The organism is Shewanella sp. GXUN23E, from assembly GCF_050865035.1.
Lineage (GTDB): Bacteria > Pseudomonadota > Gammaproteobacteria > Enterobacterales > Shewanellaceae > Shewanella.
In genome coordinates this window covers 132,474-151,557 of the sequence record NZ_JBOZWP010000004.1, presented here as the reverse complement: position 1 = coordinate 151,557, position 19,084 = coordinate 132,474, and the positions used below count along the sequence as shown (strand labels likewise).

16 protein-coding genes and 1 pseudogene are annotated in these 19,084 nt (G+C 52.7%); 9 read left to right on the top strand and 8 right to left on the bottom strand.

Translation table 11 applies throughout. The features are described 5' to 3' along the window. Nucleotides 1-30: 30 nt before the first annotated feature. The 5 genes from ACRRUX_RS05765 to ACRRUX_RS05745 all read right to left on the bottom strand — a co-directional run bounded on the left by ACRRUX_RS05765 (nucleotide 31) and on the right by ACRRUX_RS05745 (nucleotide 4,783). A complete protein-coding gene (locus ACRRUX_RS05765) occupies nucleotides 31-753 on the bottom strand; it encodes an RNA pseudouridine synthase (protein ID WP_432528316.1) in 723 nt (240 codons plus the stop codon). Nucleotide 754: 1 nt separating this feature from the next. After that, nucleotides 755-1,465: a hypothetical protein gene (locus ACRRUX_RS05760; RefSeq protein ID WP_432528103.1), complete on the bottom strand. Its 711-nt coding sequence runs from the start codon at nucleotides 1,463-1,465 to the stop codon at nucleotides 755-757. 88 nt (nucleotides 1,466-1,553) lie between these two features. Next, on the bottom strand, nucleotides 1,554-2,222 hold the full coding sequence (locus ACRRUX_RS05755) for a hypothetical protein (protein WP_432528101.1): 669 nt from the start codon (nucleotides 2,220-2,222) through the stop codon (nucleotides 1,554-1,556). Nucleotides 2,223-2,277: 55 nt separating this feature from the next. After that, nucleotides 2,278-3,615 carry a Na+/H+ antiporter NhaC family protein gene (locus ACRRUX_RS05750; RefSeq protein WP_432528099.1) on the bottom strand — a complete coding sequence of 446 codons (1,338 nt, stop codon included), beginning with the start codon at nucleotides 3,613-3,615 and terminating at the stop codon, nucleotides 2,278-2,280. 181 nt (nucleotides 3,616-3,796) lie between these two features. Next, the gene (locus ACRRUX_RS05745) at nucleotides 3,797-4,783 is read right to left on the bottom strand and encodes a LysR family transcriptional regulator (protein ID WP_432528097.1); all 987 of its coding nucleotides are present in this window, start codon (nucleotides 4,781-4,783) and stop codon (nucleotides 3,797-3,799) included. Between the two features lie 249 nt (nucleotides 4,784-5,032). On the opposite strand from ACRRUX_RS05745, the gene ACRRUX_RS05740 reads away from it, so the two are divergent. The 3 genes from ACRRUX_RS05740 (at nucleotide 5,033) to ACRRUX_RS05730 (ending at nucleotide 9,034) form a co-directional block, all read left to right on the top strand. Continuing rightward, nucleotides 5,033-6,589, top strand: a complete 1,557-nt coding sequence (locus ACRRUX_RS05740; protein ID WP_432528095.1) for a YjjI family glycine radical enzyme — start codon at nucleotides 5,033-5,035, stop codon at nucleotides 6,587-6,589. A gap of 44 nt (nucleotides 6,590-6,633) precedes the next feature. After that, complete coding sequence (locus tag ACRRUX_RS05735) at nucleotides 6,634-7,536, top strand: YjjW family glycine radical enzyme activase (RefSeq protein ID WP_432528093.1); 903 nt, start codon at nucleotides 6,634-6,636, stop codon at nucleotides 7,534-7,536. A 601-nt stretch (nucleotides 7,537-8,137) separates the two neighbouring features. Then, the gene (locus ACRRUX_RS05730; RefSeq protein ID WP_432528091.1) at nucleotides 8,138-9,034 is read left to right on the top strand and encodes a hypothetical protein; all 897 of its coding nucleotides are present in this window, start codon (nucleotides 8,138-8,140) and stop codon (nucleotides 9,032-9,034) included. Between the two features lie 89 nt (nucleotides 9,035-9,123). On the opposite strand, the gene ACRRUX_RS05725 is transcribed toward ACRRUX_RS05730, so the two are convergent. The 3 genes from ACRRUX_RS05725 to ACRRUX_RS05715 are packed head-to-tail and all read right to left on the bottom strand — an operon-like array spanning nucleotide 9,124 to nucleotide 12,737. Next, a complete protein-coding gene (locus tag ACRRUX_RS05725; protein WP_432528089.1) occupies nucleotides 9,124-10,272 on the bottom strand; it encodes an HNH endonuclease in 1,149 nt (382 codons plus the stop codon). Further along, nucleotides 10,273-10,971 carry an OmpA family protein gene (locus ACRRUX_RS05720; protein WP_432528087.1) on the bottom strand — a complete coding sequence of 233 codons (699 nt, stop codon included), beginning with the start codon at nucleotides 10,969-10,971 and terminating at the stop codon, nucleotides 10,273-10,275. Then, nucleotides 10,971-12,737 carry a MotA/TolQ/ExbB proton channel family protein gene (locus ACRRUX_RS05715; RefSeq protein WP_432528085.1) on the bottom strand — a complete coding sequence of 589 codons (1,767 nt, stop codon included), beginning with the start codon at nucleotides 12,735-12,737 and terminating at the stop codon, nucleotides 10,971-10,973. The genes ACRRUX_RS05720 and ACRRUX_RS05715 overlap by 1 nt, the downstream gene beginning before the upstream one ends. 372 nt (nucleotides 12,738-13,109) lie before the next feature. Between ACRRUX_RS05715 and ACRRUX_RS05710 the strand changes: the two are divergent. The 6 genes and pseudogenes from ACRRUX_RS05710 to ACRRUX_RS05685 all read left to right on the top strand — a co-directional run. Beyond that, nucleotides 13,110-13,236, top strand: a pseudogene (locus tag ACRRUX_RS05710) (IS630 family transposase); the annotation flags it as partial. Between the two features lie 736 nt (nucleotides 13,237-13,972). Further along, complete coding sequence (locus ACRRUX_RS05705) at nucleotides 13,973-15,250, top strand: O-acetylhomoserine aminocarboxypropyltransferase/cysteine synthase family protein (protein ID WP_432528083.1); 1,278 nt, start codon at nucleotides 13,973-13,975, stop codon at nucleotides 15,248-15,250. A 191-nt stretch (nucleotides 15,251-15,441) separates the two neighbouring features. Further along, nucleotides 15,442-16,866 (top strand): UDP-N-acetylmuramate:L-alanyl-gamma-D-glutamyl-meso-diaminopimelate ligase, encoded by a 1,425-nt coding sequence (gene mpl, locus ACRRUX_RS05700; RefSeq protein WP_432528081.1) that lies wholly within the window; start codon nucleotides 15,442-15,444, stop codon nucleotides 16,864-16,866. Next, the gene (locus ACRRUX_RS05695; protein WP_432528079.1) at nucleotides 16,863-17,531 is read left to right on the top strand and encodes a flavin prenyltransferase UbiX; all 669 of its coding nucleotides are present in this window, start codon (nucleotides 16,863-16,865) and stop codon (nucleotides 17,529-17,531) included. Before mpl ends, ACRRUX_RS05695 begins: the two co-directional genes overlap by 4 nt. Before the next feature lie 7 nt (nucleotides 17,532-17,538). Next, on the top strand, nucleotides 17,539-18,069 hold the full coding sequence (gene hpt, locus ACRRUX_RS05690; RefSeq protein WP_432528077.1) for a hypoxanthine phosphoribosyltransferase: 531 nt from the start codon (nucleotides 17,539-17,541) through the stop codon (nucleotides 18,067-18,069). A 79-nt stretch (nucleotides 18,070-18,148) separates the two neighbouring features. Next, nucleotides 18,149-19,084 (top strand): ABC transporter ATP-binding protein, encoded by a 936-nt coding sequence (locus ACRRUX_RS05685; RefSeq protein ID WP_432528075.1) that lies wholly within the window; start codon nucleotides 18,149-18,151, stop codon nucleotides 19,082-19,084.

The following is a 19,084-nucleotide window of genomic DNA, read 5'->3' as shown; positions in this document are numbered from 1 at the left end:
CCTAACTGGAGGTTTGGACTGGCATACAGTTCAGGCCAGCCCAGCAGCCCGATACAATGCGGCTTGCTCATCTTCGGTGAGCGGCCGCATTTTTGTTGCGTCAAGCTCGTGGCCGCTATCGTCGATCAGGGTTTGCGACAAAATGGCCGTACGCTTCAAATCCACCACTTTATAACCCAGCGCGGCGCACATGCGGCGAATTTGCCGGTTAAGCCCCTGAGTCAGAGTGATGCCAAAGCGTATGTCATCCAAACGCTCGCAGTGGCAGGGGCGGGTGAGCGTTTGCTGATAGCGCACGCCGGCCTGCATTTGCGCAATAAACTCATCCTCATAAGGCCGGTCAACCGTCACTTCATAGTATTTTTCATGGGCAAAGTCCGGATGCATCAGCCGTTGGGTCAACTCGCCGTCATTGGTCAGCAGCAACAGCCCGCGGGAGTCCTTATCCAGTCTGCCAATAGGATACAGGCGGGGGGAGTCGGGCAATTGGTGATACAGGCTGTCGGGGTGCTGGGGTAACAGGCGGCAGTCTACGCCGACGGGCTTGTGATACAGCCAGCATGTGCGGCTTTGCGGCCCGGTCACCGGCTCGCCATTGAGCAAAATATCGCCCAATGCCAGCTGCCCGGGAATGACTCTGGCATTGGGCAGCGCCTGGTGGCCATTGAGGGTTACCTGACCTGCGGTGATAAGGCGCTGACACTGACGGCGGGAGGCGATGCCACACTGTGCCAGATACTGCGCCAGACGGATACTACTCACCTTTCAGATGCCTCAGTGACCGGGTTTGATAATCCTTGATCACCAGTTTGCGCATGTTCAGCGCCAGCAGCACGTCCCAAATCACCGATAAAATCGACATGGCCCAGGAGTTCATGGCGGTAGCGCAGAAATGCGGCTCCATCAGCTGATCGCAGGGCAGCAGTCTCAGGGTCCGTAAATCCACCTGCAGCAGAATGCTGAAACTGACCAGAAACAGCAGGATACTGACCACGGTCATCCCCCGGGTGCAATAACATTTGTGGCTGAGCCAGCCCACTATGGTCACCAGACAGATGAGCAGGCAGCTGAGCAGCATATTGGTCGACCAGAACCTGTGCTCCGTCAGATAATTCAGCGGATAAATGCCCATCAGCAGGATGGACAGTCCCATCCAGGCACCGGTCAGTGCCATCAGTTTGCTCAGTCGGTCGAGCCTGAGCTGATACAGGCCAAACATCCCCAGCAGGGTACACATGCCGTAAGACAGGGTGCTGCCGTTGATCACATAGGCCATTTCCGACAGGCGATAGTCGCCAAGCTGATTGGCCCGCAGGGAAAATACCTTGAGGCCGATGCGCTGGTATTCGTAGTCGACGGTCAGCACCAGTCCTGCCGTAGCGACAAAGGCGCCGGTCAGCATCAGGAAGATAATCAGATGGTGTAGATCGTACTGACCCAGTGACGGGGCAGGCTTGGCATACATGGCGAAAATTTAACTGCATTTCGGGGGCGCTAATATTCATTAACCCGGCCAGCGAGTCCAGTACGCAGGTCACATTTTTGAGGATAAATCAGTCGGCAGCGGCTGCCACCAGTCGGCGGGCCATCAGTGCCAGCCCTACGGCAACCAGCATGGTGAGGAAAGTATGTGACCACATCAAAAAGGCCAGATAACAAAACCCCACATCCGCACACAGGGTTGAGCTGCGGTTGGGTTCCAGCTCCCACAGCACCAGTATGCTGGCGATGATCCCCAGCAGGCTGATTACGCCCAGAAATCCGGGACACAGCTGCGGGCGGCTGAAACGGTAGATAAAGAGCACACCAAACATCAGCATTGACGTACAGATAAAGCCGATAACGACCATATAGTGAATGGGCTGATCGTTGAATGGATAGGCGCCCAGCAGCATCACGCTAATACCACACAGCGCGCCGGACGCTGCCAGCAGTGAGGTGAATCTGTCATATCTGACCAGATGCAGACCATACATGGCCAGCACAAAACAGGCACCGGCCAGCAGCAGGCAAACGTTATAGAGAAAGGCGAGGGGAGAGCGCAGATAATCGCCAAGCGCGTCGACATGGAGTCCAAAAATACCCCAGCCCAATTGCTGGAAAAATGCAATCAGGCTGATGCTTATGCCTATAACACATATGCTTACCCCCACCAGACACATATGGAAGATGAGTCTGTGGGGGTCATATTTTCCGTGCTGGATTTCATCATCCATAGTCACGACACTTCCTGATTGCCGGGGCCCTCGGCTGGGGCCTTCCTGTTCCGTGGAATATTCAGTTGCGGGGACGCACTACCACAATAACAACCGCGACCAGTGCCAACACCATACCATACCAAGTGTAGCTTATGGCATCGACAGGGCTGATAGCGAAGGTCGAAGCAATCAGCAGCGCCTGGGCTCCGTAAGGAATGAGCCCCTGCACGATACAGGCAAAGATATCCAGAATGCTGGCGGCACGCTTGGGCGTCACGCCATGCTTGGTGGCCAGATCTTTGGCAATGTCACCGCTGACCACAATCGCCACGGTATTGTTGGCCACGCACAGGTTGGTCGCGGCAGCGATACCGGCCATGCCCAGCTCAGCGGCGCGGCAGGAAGCATCACCTTTGGCACTGGAGAAACGGGCGATCAGCTTTTCAATCTGACGGCTGACAAACGCCAGACCACCCTGTTGCTGCATCAGTGCTGCCAGACCACCTACCAGCATGGACAGGATGAAAATTTCCTGCATGTTGGTGAAACCGGCGTAGATATCCTTACCAAAGGTTACCCAGCCATAGTCGCCGCCGATAAGCCCGGTGGCACCTGCCAGTACGATACCGATAGTCAGCACCACGAACACGTTCAGACCCGCCACCGCCAGCACCAGAATGGTCAGGTATGGCAATACCTTCAGCAGATCGATCTGCTGCGGCGCCAGCTCTACCTGTCCCTGACCGGCAACGGCGAACAGCACCAGAGTCACCAGCGCGGCTGGCAGGGCGAAAATCAGGTTTTCACGGAATTTGTCTTTCATGTCGCAGCCCTGGGTGCGGGTGGCGGCAATAGTGGTATCCGAAATGATCGACAGGTTGTCACCAAACAGCGCGCCTGACATCACAGCACCGGCCATCAGTGGCAGGCTGATATCGGCCTCCGTGGCCACACCCAGCGCAATCGGTGCCACGGCGGCTATGGTGCCCATGGAGGTGCCCATGGCAGTGGCGATAAAGGCGGCAATCACAAAGAAGCCGGGCAGCAGCAGGGATGAGGGGATGAGCGACAGGCCCAGTGCCACTGTGGCATCCACCCCGCCGGTAGCCTTGGCCACCGAGGCAAAGGCACCTGCCAGCAGGTAGATAAGACACATGGCGATGATGTTGCTGTGGCCGATCCCGCCAATAAAGGTTTCAATCGATTGATTGAGCCTTTGTTTGGAAATCAGCAATGCCAGCACAACCGCAGGCAGAATGGCTACCGGGGCAGGCAGCTGATAAAAAGCAAAATCTACGCCCTGGCTCTGGAAGTACAAACCGGCACCGATAAACAGTACCAGGAAAAGGAACAGGGGCAGCAGGGCAATGATGGAGCCCTGTTGTTTTGCCGTGGCTGGTGTCACTGGATGAGTCAAAATTATTCTCTCTTTATTCTTGTGTATTTGCGCCAAATCCCTCGTGGGCACAAATCTTGGCTGTATCCTGGCGGCATCATTTCCGGCCAAACATCTGAGATGTGACGCTGAAAACCCGTTTCATGTCACTCAAGTTAGCGGCAAATATATTGAATAGACAGATGTCTGTCAATTTAGACGTCTAGATGTTTTTACTTCCAGATTTCGAAGTGTGATCCTGCCCACCTGTCAGCGCCGTTTTTTCGGTTTCTGCCGACAACCTTGCAAGCAGTTCCTGCTGCAACCATTGCAGCGCCGGATCTTTAAGGCTGTTGCGATTCCACACCAGGCTGTAGCCCACCTGACCATAATCAAACGGCAGCGGCTGCTGCAACAAGTCCCGCGCCTGCGACGCCTGCTGCGCCCAGCGTCTGGAGCAGGTCAGCAGATAGTCAGTGTGGTGGCAAAGCATGGCCGCGCCGCCAAAATCGGCAACCGTCAGTGCCACATCCCGGGCGTGGACATTGTGAGTCAGGTGCTGAATAAAATAAGGCTCGGCCAGCTCGCGATCATGGATGCCGATATGGCGAAAACTCAGATAACGCTCCTGAGTCAGCGGCAGCTGAGCCAGCGGGTGCTGACGGCGCATCAGGCACACCAGCTCATCGGTAACCAGGGTTTGCCACACCAGATCCCGGTGCAATACCGGCGGCTGGGTGATGTCGTGGGGCAGCAGCAAAAACTGCACTTCGCCGCGCAGCAGCGCATCAAACCCCAGTTGCTCCTTGGCAAAGATATTGAACTCCACCGAGCTGGGCAGCGACTGGCTGAGCAGAGCCAGCTGCCGGGCAAACAGCTCCAGGGTACTGGCGCGCATCGACAGCGAAAACTGCCCGACCCAGTTTTGCGGATCAAACTCGCCCTGAGCGACCAGACCATTCACCCGCGCCAGAATATCCTGCACCGCCGGCGCCAGGCTGATGGCATAGGGTGTGGGTGTCAGCTGATTGCCTTCGCGGTAAAACAGCTCATCGTCGAGGATTTCCCGCAGCTGCGACAACGTCTTGCTGATGCTGGAAGGGGAGACACACAGACGTTCGGCAGCCAGGGTGACGCTTTGGCTGCGCAGCATGAGTTGCAACACCGCCAGATGTTTCATGCTGACGCGGGACAGGGCGAGATAATTCATAAGAAAGTACAGGGATAACCACCATGGGCACAGGGTAGCAGCCTCACTGAGCTGACTCTATGGTGAAACGCCGAAACTGTGGATGTGATCTGTGCAGCGGATTTCCGTTTTGGAAAAATGGTCGGCCGGATAATTCACTGGGGTAGCGCGCTGGCGCTGGGTAAAGTACAGGGCAATGCGCAAGGCCTGCGACGGATTGATCTTCCCGCTGTGCAGGCCAGCAATCACAGTCGCTTCGGAATCTACCCTATGCCTCAAGAACTCAGCTCACTGCAGCAAGCCTTCCAGTCCATCATCACCAATCCTAATTTGTCACCCAGGCAAAAAAGCCACTGGCTGGCGCTGGAGGCAGAAGCCTCGTTGCCCTATGTGAGCGTGCCGGATGCGGTGCGTGAGCTGCTCAGCGATGGCAGTCTGTGCGACATGTTTGAGGGCCATGCGCCATTTAAGCCCAGATATGTGCTGCCGGACTATGCGGTGTTTTTGAACAATGGCTCTGAGTATCTGGAGCTGCCACCTGCGGCTGACTTTGATGATGCGCTCAATATGCTCAGCATTATCTATCACCATGTGCCTTCGGTAACCTCCATTCCTGTGTATCTGGGGCAACTGGATGATCTGCTGATGCCCTATGTGGGCGATCTCAGCGACCAGCAGCTGTATGCCAAACTCAAGCGCTTCTGGATCATGCTCGACCGCACCCTGCCGGACGCCTTTATGCACGTGAATATCGGCCCAACCGATAATCCTGTGTGCCGCACTATTCTGACAATCGATGCCGAGCTCAAGCAGATCGCGCCCAACCTGACCTTTATGTATGACCCGGCCATCACCCCGGACTCGCTGCTGCGTCAGGCGGCGGCCAATATCTGTGAGTGCAGCAAGCCGCATATCGCCAATTACCCCATGCATGCCGCGACCTATGGTGACAAGCGCTTCGGTATTGTCAGCTGTTATAACTCACTGCCGCTGGCCGGTGGCTCCAATACTCTGGTGCGCATGAACCTCAAACTGGTGGCGGCCAAGGCCAAAGATGAAGCGGATTTCCTGACCCGTGTGCTGCCTTATCACAGTGAGCAGATGCGGGTGCTGATGGATGAGCGCAGTCGTTTCCTGCATGAAGAGTCCAACTTCTTTGACAGCTTCCTGGTGCAGGAAGGCCTGATTGAGGAGGCGCGTTTTGCCCCCATGTTCGGCATTTATGGCATGGCCGAGGCGGTCAACCAGCTGATGGACAAAGCCGGGCATGCCGGACGATATGGTCAGGATGCCGGGGCCAACGCCATGGGGCATCGCATTTCGGCCAAACTGGCGCAGCTGGTGGATGACATGAGCGTGGCTTATGGCCTCAATGGCAAGGCCGTGCTGCATGCCCAGGGCGGCATCAGCATAGATAAAGACGTGACCCCGGGCGTGCGCATTCCTTATGGCACTGAGCCGGACCCGGTCAGTTATGTGCAGGCCACCGCCGGGCATCACCAGTATTACACCTCTGGCATCAGCGACATTCTCACCATAGATGAGACAGTCAAAGCCAATCCGGAAGCCATGTTTAATCTGGCCAAAGGCGCACTGATGGCAGGCTACCGCGAGTTTACCGCCAATGTGGCCTCCAACGATCTGGTGCGGGTGACCGGCTATATGGTCAAGCTGTCAGACATTGCCCGCTACGATGAGCAGGGTTCGCGCACCAACACCACTTTCCTCGGTGCTGAGGCGGCCAAAAACACCGGCATTCTTGAGCGTCAGCCCAGAGTGGTGAGCCTGGAGATGACCCCGCCACTCGCCGCATCGCAGACCAGATAACTCTAGGCCAGACCAGACAAAGATTGAGGCAGGAATACCCCGCAGTGACAGCAGCAGTGGCAGTAACAGCAACAGAGAAGCACAGTGAAAGAAGCGCAAAGGTCAGTCGTATTCTGACCTTCTCCTGCGTGGATGGCCCGGGCAACCGACTGGTGATCTTCCTGCAGGGCTGCAATTTCAATTGTAAAAACTGCCACAACCCCCACACCATCAACCATTGCAACCACTGTGGTGATTGTGTAGCGCCTTGTCCGGCCGGAGCGCTGAGTCTGCAAGCGGGCAAAGTGGTGTGGGACAGTGCGCGCTGCACCGGCTGCGATCTGTGTCTTGATGTTTGCCCCCATCAGGCCAACCCCAAGATAGATCAGATGAGCGTCAGCGACATGCTGGCACTCATCCGCAGGCACCACTTGTTTTTAAGCGGCATTACGGTGTCCGGCGGAGAAGCCACGCTGCAATTGCCTTTTATCATTGCACTGTTTCGCGCGATAAAAGCCGACAGTGAGCTTAAGCATTTAACCTGTTTTATCGACAGCAATGGTGAGTTGCCTTTAAGCGGCTGGGATAAAGTTGCCCCCTGGCTTGATGGCGCCATGATTGACCTCAAAGCCTGGCAAGCCGCGACTCACCACTGGCTGGTCGGCCGGGATAACCACAAAGTGCTGGCTTCCATTCGCCATCTGGCATCCCTTGGCAAACTGCACGAAGTGCGCCTGCTGCACATCCCCGGCAAGAGTGATTTGGAGGTTGAAGTCGCCGCCGTCGGCGAGTTTCTTGCCAGCTTGCCAGAATCTGTTGGCATTCGGCTCAATGCCTTTGGCCATCATGGTGTGGTGGGCGAGGCGCTTGAATGGAGCAAGTGCACCCGCGCTGATATGGAGCGGTTTCACTCGCTCTTGTATCAGTATGTGCGCCGACCAATGGTGTTACCAGCCGTTTATGTTTGAGTTTCGCCTTTATGGCGATTTGAGTGAGTTTGGCCAAGCTGTGCTTGGCGAACTTGTTGGCGTGTTGCACCAATATGCCTGCGGCATGGATTAGGCAAGCTTCGCTTGCCAGAACATCGAAGCCTTCCAGGCTTCACCCGGGCAAGAGGGGATCAACAGCAATTCCCTCTTGCATCTCCCTTGCCGCCCCAACCAACGCTGACAACTCCTCAGGCTTTTGTCGAAAATTGGCTAACGCGACAGACGCTCGATTTATATCCCTGTAAATCCCTCCAGCTCGGCTATCCTGCCTCGCGTTCGTAAGCTCATCGCTTCGCGATACTCGCCCTTGATTCGACTGGCGCTGACTCGGCGTCCATGCCTCGTCCACGGCATTTGAACCCATCCCCTTCGGCCGCTTCGAGGGAGACCGGGTGTAATATGTGAGTACAGTGGAAGTTAGCCCTGTCCCGCCTTAGACCTCTTGGAGTAAATTACGCGTTCATTGCATTTTGTTTATTGTCACCTGTTCTAAGTGATTGATATGCAGTAAAGTCTCGCTCGCTTAAATTTTTGTATCGACTTATTAAGAAAGTCTTTTGTCAGGTGGTAATCAGTCGTGATGGCGTTTTTTAAAGGTTTGTGGTTTGTTTTAAAGGGCCTCTGGCGATTGTTAAAATGTGTGATTACCTTAGGCGGCTCTGAATGTATCAGAGAATCTGAAGAAGAGCGTGAAGAAGCATACAAGCAATATCAAGTTATATACGCTGAAGTATCAGAACATACTAACGCTATAAATAGCTTGTTGGCTGAAGTGGGCCGGGAAATCGAGTTGGTCAATAAAACACTCAAGTCTGTTAGAAAGTTGATACTAACTCATGCCGAATTGAATTCTTCGTATAAGAGCCAGACGTTACTTACCTATATTGACAAGTTTTCAAAAAATCACAGTTATGTGCTTCAGGCCGGCTTTGGTGGTGTGGTTGGCGGAGCCTCTGCGGTTGGCGCGTGGGCCATTGTGTCGTTGGTCGGTTCAGCTTCTACCGGAACAGCTATCGCAACATTATCAGGAGTGGCAGCCAGTAATGCTACTCTTGCATGGTTTGGTGGTGGAGCTTTGGCTGCGGGTGGTGCTGGTATGGCAGGTGGGGCTGCTGTATTGGGTGGTATTGTGGCACTGCCGATGATGTATTTTGCGACCAAGAGCTCTTATAAGCGAGTCGAGCAGATAGAGAAAGAAACTCAGGATATCAAAATTGAAGAGGCAAGGCTGAAAGTTGAGCTTCCAGATTTGATTGTACGGCATGATGCGATATATCAGAGAGCACAAGTCATCAAGTCGCTCACAAGACAGTTTAGAGCTGATATCCAGTATCTAGAACAACAGCTACCAAGTGGCATGTTGATTTCATTTCGAGTAGCAATTAAAGGGCGAAATCAACAGGAGAACGCTGTTATATCTGACATTGAGTCTTGTGTTAGCCAATTTGTGAACAATTTTACTGAAGTCTGTGTTTGAATTTGGTTGATGCTCTTTGTTTGTATTGGTTACTTGATTTTAGATTTATATTGGGACATAGAATCTATGTCCCAACCATTTTAAGGACATTACCTTACTTTCGCCTGAAACTCATAGAAGTTATTCAAGGCTTCAAAGGCCGAAAATACATTCCAGCCAAGTTGTCTCAAATCTGGTGCCGAATCCATACTGATTAAGACGGCGACTTTCCGCCTTGGCCAACACAGATCGATAGAGATCATTTTGCTACCACTGTTAATCACAAAGCCTAGCTCAGGAACCATCAAACTTCTAGTTTGGCACTTAATGACTAAGCCCTCTAAGGCTGTGTCTGCGCATTCAAGCACACTGTCATAGTTAAATACGTCGAACTTGTGCTGCTCACGACGGTATTCGTTTATTTTTAGTGTATCTTCGTTACTAACGTAAAGGTGGCCGTGATGAGGTTGCTTTTTATGGCAGTCAGCACAGAGTGCCCTCAAGTTATTCCTGCTGTTGTCTGCTTTATTGCCATTGATATGGTGGACATGTAAGAGCTTGGTGTTACCAGTCAAATTGACTCCGCATTGCTCGCAGGTATAGTCCAGTTCACTTCGCAACTTGGCTGAAATTCCCGGCCAGTCAGCTGTATAGCCACCAGATTGGAAGCCCACTGTCGATTTAGGTAAGGACTTAAAATATGAACTGTAGGTTTCGAAGAATTTGGCGTAAGAGAACTCATTCACGAACTTAGTTTTATCTCCCCAACTGAGATTAGGGAAGTCCTTATGGTTAAGGAGGCTTAAGCAGTTTTGGCAGACCGCTAGAGCGGCATCTCCCTTAACTTCCTGTTGCGAGTGGTAGTCAACGCCAAAAACGGGAAACAGTCCGTCAATCCTGTTGATGACATCATATCTGTCATTAAACCTGCCTCGTTCACGCATTCCGATGATGGTCTTACATTCAGCCACGTGTACTCGCTTGGCACCTTTTTGCTTCCCGTCAGCCAAGACCTGCGCTATGTAGCCTCCCTGATCGGGGATGTAGAGCATTACCTGGTGACCGTTGTAATTAAGAATACCGTTGGTACCGTCAATATCAGCAAGCTGAATGTCTTTACCAAGGATCATCCCGCTTTTTAAATGGTCACCAATATCCACCCATCCACTGGAGTTACTTTGGATGGAAAAGTTGGTGACGACTTTTCCAAGCGGCGCGACAGCTCTGTGAAGCGCACTGAGATCAACAGTCAGTTTCACTTAGTTGCTCTCCAGAATGCGCTTAATTTGAATATCAGCATTGGTGATCGCCCGGAAAGAGACCCGGCGAGATTTCGCCGCGTCTTCCACACCATCTTTCATTACCAATCGGGATGACGAAAACCCAACCGCTGCAATGTTGGCCTTAATCCAGTCAGCTTCTTCAGGCATGAGTGCATAACCGTATTCGAGCACAGCACGGGTGCGTCCTTGAGACAGGCGCATGTTGTAGAAGTAGGCCTCGGTTTCAGTGGAACCACGCAGGCCAACACTGGAGGTGTGGCCTTCAATGCGGATCTCATCCAAAGAATCACGATAGGGTTTTAATACATTGATATAACGCGGAAAGAAGTCATCCAGAATATCTTTGTATGCAGCGCTCAGCCGTGTTTCGTTATTGGCAAACAACACATCCGGTGACTGGAAGTTGAATGCCAATGTCTCTTGGTCGATGGTTGCGCCCCATTTGTCGAGGTCATCTTTAAATTCTTGCTGTAGAGCCTCATAAATCGCGACCTGATTTTGTTGATAGGCAACCGCGACATCCTTGATTTTGTCATTCTCCTGCTGGGTAATCATCATAAAGACGATGGCGATAAACAAAAACACCATCATGAGTCCAGCCATCAAATCCGATACTGTTAACCAGTGCTCACCGCTTTCCTGAGCGCCCTTACTGGTTCCAAATAGCTTTTCCATTATGCAACCCGCTTGCTCACAATCTCATTCATAGCTTGAGTCAGTTTGATGTAATCCTCGACGAACTTGCCGCTGACCTGGGCCAATGCCTGTCCCATTTCATTCATCACCCGATTGATTTCCTGCTGCATAGCGGAATCAATCAGTTTCAGCTGAGAGTCAACAGCTTCAGCGGTAAAGCCTACTTGTTGCTTAACCTGGTCTTCCATTGCATCGAAGGTACGTTTTGCTTGATTGATTTGCTGGGTTGCCGTCTCATCAATCACTTCATTGAGGCGCTGCTGAAGCTTTTCGGTGGACTTAATCACGGTATCTCGTACCTGTTCGGTATCACTTGCCAGATTGTGATTAGCTTCTTTAATGGTTGAGGTCATTTCTTTCGCGTCACTGACCATCTTCTCAATCATGTCGCGCATCACACTGTTGAGATCGCTCACCGCATCTTGCAGGTGCTGCTTGATAATTTCGGTCTGCGACTGCAAGTAATCAGAATTACCTTTTAAAGATTCATTGGTTCTGGATGTTGCATCAGTAAACTGATCTCCGGCCAAATTAATATCATTGCTGATGCGCTCAGAGCTCTCTACCAGACGGTCTCTGACTTTGGTAATACCTGTTTCAGTCTCATTGGCAAATTTCTCCAACAGTTCATTGGAGGTAGTTACGTGCGACTTGATATATTCGTCGGATTCAGTGAGCAACTGCTTATAGTGTTCACTGGCGGTCGAGACAGCAGCAGAAATATCATTAACCGTATCTTGTACCTGTTGCTGGATTTGCGGTACGGCTTCTACGGCTTTATCACGCATCTCTTTAAACGCTTCCAAGTGACGTTCCAGCTCAGCTAACTGGTGTTGATTGACTTCCATAATGGTTTTTAGGTCATTCATGGACTCAGGAATGACTTTGCTTTGCTCACTGATATGGGCAACAGATGCTTCAGTCGCTGAAATAGACTCGACGCCATGAGCATACTGCTGCTGCATTTGCTGTAGCTGAAGCTTGTAGTTCTCCTGCCATTCAACCAGTTTGTGCACGGCTTCATTAAGCTGCTTGAAGTTTTCACCAAACTGCTCGGTCAGGTTGTTGTTGAAATCAACAATAACCTGCTTAAGCGCTTCGATAACCTGTTCTGTCGCAGACTTCGACAAAGTATCGGCGAAATCCTGAAGCTTCAGCCACAGCTTCTCAGAGAACTCCTCAAAGTTCTGTTGTTGCTTGTCTGCGTGCTCTTTGGCGCTATTCAATGACAATTTGGCATTGTCATTAATATCACCACGGAGGATTTTCAATTGACCAAACAAGGTCGACTCTTCGTTGCCAACCATAGATTCTCTAAGTGTTTTAATTTCAGCAACCTGAGCTTGCATCGCACCGAGAATCGCCTCTGGCGTGGCATGGGAGCTACTTTCTTCAACCTGTTTGGGCTTGAGGATGTCAAAGGTCGACAAGGTTTTGAAAATCAGGGATGAGAAAATACCCGCCAGACTGGTAATAAAAGCGGTTTTCAAACCTTCCAGCAGTGGTGGAATACTGGCTTCAATATTGCTCTGGTTAAAATCGAGCAGGCCCAGCACAATACCCAAAAAGGTACCAAATATGCCTAAGGTGGTGAGCAGCGTCGGTACATAGTTTACAAACTCTATCTGCTTAGCTTGTTTGGTGTACCAAAGTCCCAGTCCAAAAATCACGGCCATAGCGGCCAAAATACAGCTGTTGACAACATCCGTGTTAAAACTGCGCAGTAAACTCTCTAAAACTTCCATCTTGGTGCTTCTTTATACTTTTGAAATTGAGGCCATATTGCAACGTTATGCCGCGGAGAGGGGGATAATTTTTACCGCCACTCTGTGATACACATTGAATATGGAGTTGGAAATATATGTGGCAGCATATTTTTTCATAAAATCATGATAGATAACGGGAAATACATCTAATTTGTGAAGCTTGTCGGAACCACAAAAAGCGAGCCTTTCGGGTCGCCTGTAGTTGATACTTCAGTTCTCAAGCTAGAGTATCGCTTTAGCTAATTAGCTGTTTCTAAATGCAGATCACTGATTTTCGAAAAAATAGAAGGGAACTCGGCTTGATTTGAGTGTTCTGCTCAATCGCCAAACTAACTCACAGAAACCGAGCCGATGATTCTAACATTGCTAAATTTTTCTGAGAGACGCCGAATCTCAAAAAATGCATAAAACAAGGGACAAAGACGAGTGTAATCGCTTGAATATTATTCTCTTGCGGTCATCTGGACGGTCTGTAACTGTGAGAGAGTTAGGGCGGGCACCATTTTTTCTGGATGCTGACAGATTACACCTGTCCCCGTCCGAAGTTGCCGGATGATTGCATGGATGCGGGAGGTAGAACAAAGAAGGATGCCAGAGTCGAGGGAAATGAATTCAATAGCAAGTCTCGTCATGGATGACGAGGCAGGCATCGTAGAAGCAGGGATGCTGATTCGGTGTCGATTGCGTGTATTGAAGGTATTTCACGGTGGGTAACAACTTCGGTTGGGGCGTCCTTGGGGTTGTTAGGGCGAATGTTTGCCCAAGCAAACGCGCTTACGAGCGAGAGCCAAGGATGGCGAACTGGCCTTGCACAGGGAAGTATTTGTTGGAAGAGCAAAGCCCTCTCCCCGGGTGTGGGTTGGCGAGTATTTGCCTAAGGTAAATGTGCTTATGAGCGAGAGCCATGGATGGCGAACTGGCCGTTATACAAGGATGTATTTACTCCACGACGTTAGCCACTGACAAACGGCATGTTCCACAGGGGCAAAACATCATTCTGGCAAGCGAAGCTTGGCAACTACACCATACGGCAGTGGTTGCAGGAACCCTTTGCCTATAAACGTTAACGGCTACGTTGAAGGTGAAACTCAATCAACAAACAAGCCAGACCATTCTGTGGCCTCAGAATGAATAAAACATCTAGACATCCAGATGTCCAGTTGCTAACTTGAACTCCCCTGCGCAAATATCGCCCACATTCAAGGAACCGAATCATGAAACTCGAATCATTGGCACTGCACCATGGCTATCAATCGGAAGCGACCACCAAAGCGGCGGCGGTGCCGATTTACCAGACCACTTCCTATACCTTTGATAACACGCAACATGGGGCGGATCTGTTCGACTTGAAGGTGGCGGGCAATATCTATACTCGCATCATGAACCCGACCACGGATGTGCTGGAGCAGCGACTGGCGGCCATTGAAGGCGGGATTGGCGCACTGGCGCTGGCCTCGGGCATGGCGGCGATTACCTATGCGATTCAGGCCTTGGTGCAGGTGGGAGACAATATCGTCAGCACCAGTCAGCTGTATGGCGGGACCTATAACCTGTTCGCCCACACGCTGCCGCGCCAGGGCGTGGAGGTGCGCATGGCCGCATTTGATGATTTTGACGGACTGGAAGCGCTGATCGATGACAACACCAAAGCGCTGTTTTGCGAATCCATCGGCAATCCTGCGGGCAATATTGTCGATTTGCAAAAGCTTGCTGAGCTTGCCCACCGGCATGGCGTGCCTTTGATAGTGGACAACACAGTGGCCACGCCTGTGCTGTGCCGGCCGTTTGAACATGGCGCGGATATCGTCATCCATTCGCTGACCAAGTATATCGGCGGTCATGGCACCACCATTGGCGGGGTGATTATCGATTCGGGCAAGTTTGACTGGGCGGCCAATAAGGCCAGATTCTCTGTGCTCAATACCCCGGACCCGTCCTACCATGGCGTGGTCTATACCGAGGCGTTCGGGCCTGCCGCCTTTATCGGTCGCTGCCGCGTAGTGCCTTTGCGCAATACCGGCGCGGCGCTGTCGCCACAAAGTGCCTTTTTGCTGCTGCAGGGGCTGGAAACCCTGAGCCTGCGTATGGAGCGGCATTGCAGTAACGCTGAAAAACTGGCGGCTTTCCTTGAGCAGCATCCGGCGGTGAACTGGGTCAATTATGGCGCTCTGCCAGAGAGCCCCTACAAGGCCAATTGCGATAAAATCTGCGGCGGTAAGGCTTCAGGCATTATCAGCTTTGGCATCAAAGGCGGGCGCGAGGCCGGTGGCCGGTTTATCGATGCGCTGCAGATGATCCTGCGGCTGGTCAATATTGGCGATGCCAAGTCGCTGGCCTGTCATCCGGCGACCACCACCCACAGGCAGCTGAATGCCAGCGAACTGGCCAGCGCCGGGGTATCGGAAGACCTGATCCGCATTTCCGTAGGCATTGAGCATATCGACGATATTATTGCCGACGTGTCTCAGGCCATTGATGCGGCAACTGCCTGACTGACAAAGTGACTTAAGCTGATAACGCCCGGCCATGCCGGGCGTTGACGTTTGTGGGGGAGGGCGCATAAACCCCGGCGGCATGGCTTGTGCTCAATGCCTGCAAAGGTACAATGAGGCTGATTTTTCTGAACCGATTTTTCTGAATCGATTTTTTTGACTGGTTTTTTAGCTTAAAGAAGAGCGAGCGCATGCACGTACATATTCTGGGGATCTGTGGCACTTTTATGGGCGGTCTGGCGTTGCTGGCCCGGGAGATGGGCCATCGGGTCACCGGCTCGGATGCCAATGTGTATCCGCCTATGAGCACTCAGCTGGAAGAGCAGGGCATTGAACTGATCCAGGGGTTTGCCCCATCGCAGCTCGACAGCAAGCCGGATCTGGTGGTGATTGGCAATGCCATGAGCCGCGGCAATCCCTGTGTCGAAGCCGTGCTCAATCGCGGTCTTAAATACACCTCTGGCCCGCAGTTTCTGGCAGACTATATCCTGCCGGGCAAATGGGTGCTGGCGGTATCCGGTACCCACGGCAAAACCTCTACCTCCAGCATGCTGGCGTGGATCCTGGAAGATTGCGGCTATCAGCCCGGTTTCCTGATTGGCGGCGTGCCGCAAAACTTCGGCGTATCCGCCCGCCTGGGCGCAACTGACTTCTTTGTGGTGGAGGCGGATGAATACGATAGCGCCTTCTTCGACAAGCGCTCCAAGTTTGTGCATTACCGGCCGCGTACCCTGGTGATCAACAATCTGGAGTTCGACCACGCCGATATCTTTGATGATCTCAAGGCCATTCAGCGCCAGTTTAACCATGTGGTGCGCACAGTGCCCGGGGAAGGCAAGGTGATTTGGCCTGCCGAGACTCAAGCTGTACGTGAAGTGATTGAGATGGGCTGCTGGAGTGAGCAGGAAACCCTGAACAATACGCTTACCGACAAAGGCTGGTTTATTCAGGCGTTAAGCGATGATGGCCATGAGTTTGAAATCTTCCTCGATGGCGCCTCTCAGGGCATCCTTAACTGGCAGCTGATTGGCCGTCACAATATGGAAAATGCCTTGATGGCCATTGCAGCTGCCCGTCATGTGGGCGTGGCGCCCGCTGCCGCCATTGACGCGCTGACCCGCTTTGTCCAACCCAAGCGCCGCCTGGAGGAGCTGGGTACTGTGGCGGGCGTGACTGTGTATGATGATTTTGCCCATCACCCCACCGCCATTGCCACCACAGTGCAGGCGCTGCGCGCCAAAGTGGGCGACAATAAGCTTACTGTGGTGCTGGAGCCGCGATCCAACACCATGAAGCGCGGCGTGCATAAAGACACCCTGGCCGCGTCCATGCAGCTGGCTGACAGGGCCTTGCTGTTTCAGGGCGACAAGGTGGAGTGGGATCTGGCTGCCAGCATGGGCAACGCTCCCATCCCGGTGATTGTGTTTGATGATCTTGATGCCCTGGTTCAGGCGGCGGTAGATGGCAGCGAAGCGAATGAGCATATCGTGGTGATGAGCAATGGCGGCTTTGGCGGCGTTCATGGCAAGCTGCTGAATGCGCTTGCACAGAAGTGCGCGCTGGCAGACAAAGCTGTGCCAGCCGAGATAGCTTTGGGCGACAAGGAAAGCCAATGAGTCAAACCCACTCAATCAAAGACAAGTGCATCAGCCTGGGCTGGACCGGCGCGTCCGGCGCGCCTTATGGGCTGAAGCTGCTTGAGTGTCTGCTGGCCGATGGTTACCGGGTGTATCTGATGATCTCCAGTGCCGCGCGGGTGGTGCTGGCGACAGAAGAAGGGCTTAAACTCTCCAGCCATCCGGATAAGGCCCGCGAGCAATTGCTGGCACGGTTCAAGCACAACGCCTGTGGTGAGCTGGTGGTGCTGGGCAAAGAAGAGTGGTTTTCGCCGCCTGCCTCCGGCAGCGCTGCGCCCAAACAGATGGTGATCTGTCCCTGCTCCACCGGCACGCTGGCGGCGGTGGCCACCGGCATGAGCAATAATCTGCTGGAGCGGGCCGCGGATGTGGTGCTCAAAGAGCGCGGCCAACTCATTCTGGTGCCACGAGAAATGCCCTTCAACGCGATTCATCTGGAGCATATGCTCAAGCTGACCCAGCAGGGAGCCGTGGTGATGCCAGCGTCACCGGGCTTTTATCACCATCCCCAAACGCTGCAGGATCTGGTAGACTTCGTGGTCGCCCGAATTCTGGACCATCTGGGCGTTGAACACAGATTAACCGATCGCTGGGGTTATGGCGCGACTGAACAAACGGATCAGCCTGCCAGCGACGACAACTGAGATTGATATGAAACACACCATTGAAGAGATGATCTCCGTTAACGAGATCAATGCGAAGCTGGATGAGCTGGCTGAGAGAATCAACGCCCACTATAAAGACAGCGAGCGTCTGCTGATGGTTGGCCTGCTGAAAGGCTCGGCGGTGTTTATGGCTGACCTGTGCCGCCGCATCCATGGTCATGTGGAAATCGACTTCATGGCCGTATCCAGCTATGGCAATGCCATGAGCAGCTCGCGCGATGTGAAGATCCTCAAGGACGTGCAATCCGATATCAATGGCCGTGACGTGCTGATCGTGGAAGACCTGATTGATTCAGGTAATACCCTGTCCAAGATCCGTGAAATGCTGCTGTTGCGTGAGCCCAAGAGTCTGGCGTTGTGTACTTTGCTGGACAAGCCTGAGCGCCGTGAAGTGGATGTGCATGTGGATTTCGTGGGCTTTACCATTCCTGACGAATTTATCGTGGGTTATGGTATCGATTACGCCGAGCGTTATCGCAATCTGCCGTATATCGCCAAAGTGGTGCCCTTGGAATAAGTCGCCCGATCGTGTATCAATAAGCTCCCGCAATCGCGGGAGTTTTTGTTTCTCCCATAAAAAGACCACAGGATGAGTAATGACAAATCGCGCATTGGTGATTGATGACCTGAGGAAAACTTACAAAGGCGGGGTTGAAGCCGTTAAAGGCATCAGCCTGACGGTGGAGCAGGGGGATTTCTTTGCTCTGCTGGGACCTAATGGGGCGGGCAAATCCACCACCATTGGGGTGATTTGCTCGCTGGTACAAAAGAGCAGTGGTCAGGTGCAGGTGTTCGGTCACTGTCTGGATAAAGAGCTGGAGCTGGCCAAGCTGTGTATCGGTCTGGTGCCGCAGGAGTTTAACTTCAATCAGTTTGAAACTGTGCTGCAGATCGTGGTGAATCAGGCCGGTTATTATGGCGTCCCCCGCAGTGTGGCGCTGGAGCGGGCAGAAAAGTATCTCAAAGAGCTGGATCTGTGGGACAAGCGTGACAGCCAGTCGCGTCAGTTGTCCGGTGGCATGAAGCGGCGACTGATGATCGCCCGTGCGCTGATGCATGAACCCAAATTGCTGATCCTGGATGAGCCTACCGCCGGGGTGGATATTGAACTGCGCCGATCCATGTGGGAGTTCCTTAAAAAGCTCAACCGTGAAGGGGTCACCATTATTCTGACTACCCATTATTTGGAAGAGGCTGAAATGTTGTGCCGCAATATCGGCATTATCGACAAGGGGCGGTTGATTGAGCGCACCTCGATGAAGCATCTGCTCAGTCAACTGAATGTGGAAACCTTTATTCTGGATCTGCGCAAGCCGCTGAGTGAAGCACCTGTGCTTGAGCACATCCGCTGCACCCTGACTGACAGCAACAGCTTGGAGATTGAAGTGGCCAAGAATTTCAGCCTCAACTCGGTGTTTACTCAGCTGACGACGTTGGGGATTGAAGTGATCTCCATGCGCAATAAAGCCAACCGCCTGGAGGAGCTGTTTGTGTCGCTGGTGGACAAGGTCAAGAAGGAGCAACAGGCATGA